Annotated in this window: 2 protein-coding genes; both read right to left on the bottom strand. The window is 53.0% G+C overall.

What is annotated here, in order from left to right; genetic code table 11:
* Positions 1–207: 207 nt before the first annotated feature.
* Positions 208–1,326, bottom strand: a complete 1,119-nt coding sequence (locus ACQUQO_RS18130) for a sulfite exporter TauE/SafE family protein (protein WP_435080043.1) — start codon at positions 1,324–1,326, stop codon at positions 208–210.
* Between the two features lie 368 nt (positions 1,327–1,694).
* Positions 1,695–1,883 carry a hypothetical protein gene (locus tag ACQUQO_RS18125; protein WP_435080041.1) on the bottom strand — a complete coding sequence of 63 codons (189 nt, stop codon included), beginning with the start codon at positions 1,881–1,883 and terminating at the stop codon, positions 1,695–1,697.
* Between the last annotated feature and the right edge of the window lie 97 nt (positions 1,884–1,980).

The following is a 1,980-nucleotide window of genomic DNA, read 5'->3' as shown; positions in this document are numbered from 1 at the left end:
ATCAAGAGCGCCCAGTCCTACAAGAACGGTTCGCTACCGCCACTCAACCAACTGCTGGAGTTAGCTAAAGACGAATGAATCAGAATCATCCCAACCAACGCGGCTCACCGATTACGACGAGTGACGACTTCTCTATCCAACCTTCTTGATCGCTTTGGGTTGTGAAAATTTGTTGAACAATGGCTGTCGTGGTGAGCAAGCTCTCAATCAGAGGATGTCAGCAAATAGTGTCGCCGCAAGTATCAATGCGTATCCTGGAACAATATACTGAAGAATCCGGTTTGGCATCACTCGTACTGTATAGGGTGCAAATATCGCAGCGAGGAACCCGCCAGCGAATACTGACGGAAGTAGTGTGAGGTCAAGACCGACGCCAGCCACCGTAATCGTCAGGAAAGTGATAATGCCCGCTAGAGAGACGACACCTTCCGACATTGAAGTGATTGCTGTGGCGCTCTTCTCGTAGATTCCCGAGAGAATTTGTCCGAGCGTGATAACCGGTCCGAAGCCACTCCCAGTAATGCCTTTATTGAGGCCAGCGAGCGCTGCAAATCCGATCAATTGTCGCTGACTGTACGTCCCTGAGAAGTCAGCGATGTTCTGAAAGAGAGTGAGGCCCGCGATGAACACGATAATGATGCCGATGTATGCCTGCACGAGCGGCCCCGAGACCTCGATGGCAAGATATGCGAGCACTACTGAGACGACTGTCGCCGCAACACCGATGACTACCACGAGACCCAATATTCGTGTCGCCTCGGTGGCTGACTCGTCGCCGAACCCGAATTCTACGTTTTTGAACTCGTTGTGGAATAGTCCGCCGACAAGTCCGGTTGCTGCCTCAGAAAACAACAACGTGGGAACGACCGCAGCAGCAGGGTAGCCGAGTACGAACAGCAATGCGCCGAGAGTCGCGCCAAAACCCATTCCCGACGCGGAATCGAACGTCTCGAAGAGAAATGCGGCAATCACAATCGTCGGAATGAACGTCGTGGTGGTGTCAACTGCTGTCCCCGACCATCGCGGCACAACAAAAGTGACGATACCAATGAGTACAATGGCATAGACTGCCAGCGCGAAACCGACGTTCCGAAGCGTCTTCCGACTCACCCGTGCCCGGTCGGCGAACGCGAGGGCATCGATCTGACGAGCGAGCGCTCCGATAGTGCTCCCGGTGTTGTCGTCGACTGTTCTGCCTGTCGCTGCCTTCCGAGAATCGGTGGCCCCACCAGCAGTATCCGATGATCCAGACATACGATAGAATATCATTGATAGCCCATAGCCAGGAAGGTTACTGAAAGGTTTGCCGAGAGCTATGACACACATCCAGTCTGCTAGCTACCACCTACTTGACCACGGCGGAGTCAGCTGTTTTGAGCCGATTCGTCGTTCTTGGCCGGATGTCTATCACTCTGGTTCGCTGGTCTGTTTGCCCGACTCTGCGACGGGTTCATGATCGACTGATGATGGCTGGGTGAGAATCCTAATGCACGGTTTAGCATTGAATTTGGCCGTTGGTCTAAATTTCGCGGGTAGCAATGCATGACGAATTCTACCTAGCCGACTTCAGGATAGCAGCGAATGGGTCAACAATCAGACTGAAACACCATACAGTAATGGAAACACCATACATCACACATATTTAACCCGCTCTCGCCCGCCCTTCTGGATAGGACTGCCGTTCCGAAACAAACCTATCCACTATGTACCGTCTCGGCCATACTGGTATCACACTGTTCGTGCTCGCACCCCTCGCCTACGTTCTGGTAGAGGCGCACCAACCGCTGCTTGCGCTCATCACTGCTCTCGGAGTGCTGGCTATCGAACCACTCCCTGATCTCGATTTCAAATTCTCGTTTCTCGATCATCGCGGCGTCAGCCATTCGCTACTCGCCGCAGTGTATATACTGACGGCTGAATATTCTTAAGGAACGAACCCGTTGGACCGGTATGACCGCTGGCGAAAACGTATCTCCCGAA

This window comes from Halococcus sp. AFM35, assembly GCF_051195015.1.
Classification (GTDB): domain Archaea; phylum Halobacteriota; class Halobacteria; order Halobacteriales; family Halococcaceae; genus Halococcus.
The sequence above is the reverse complement of the archived record's forward strand: the minus strand, read 5'-3'. Positions and strand labels throughout refer to the sequence as shown.

What these genes read in the sequence shown, in the direction of transcription:
- ACQUQO_RS18130 (WP_435080043.1), bottom strand. Translation starts at nt 1,326, where the DNA reads ATGTGTGTCATAGCTCTCGGCAAACCTTTCAGTAACCTTCCTGGCTAT.
- ACQUQO_RS18125 (WP_435080041.1), bottom strand. Translation starts at nt 1,883, where the DNA reads ATGGCTGACGCCGCGATGATCGAGAAACGAGAATTTGAAATCGAGATC.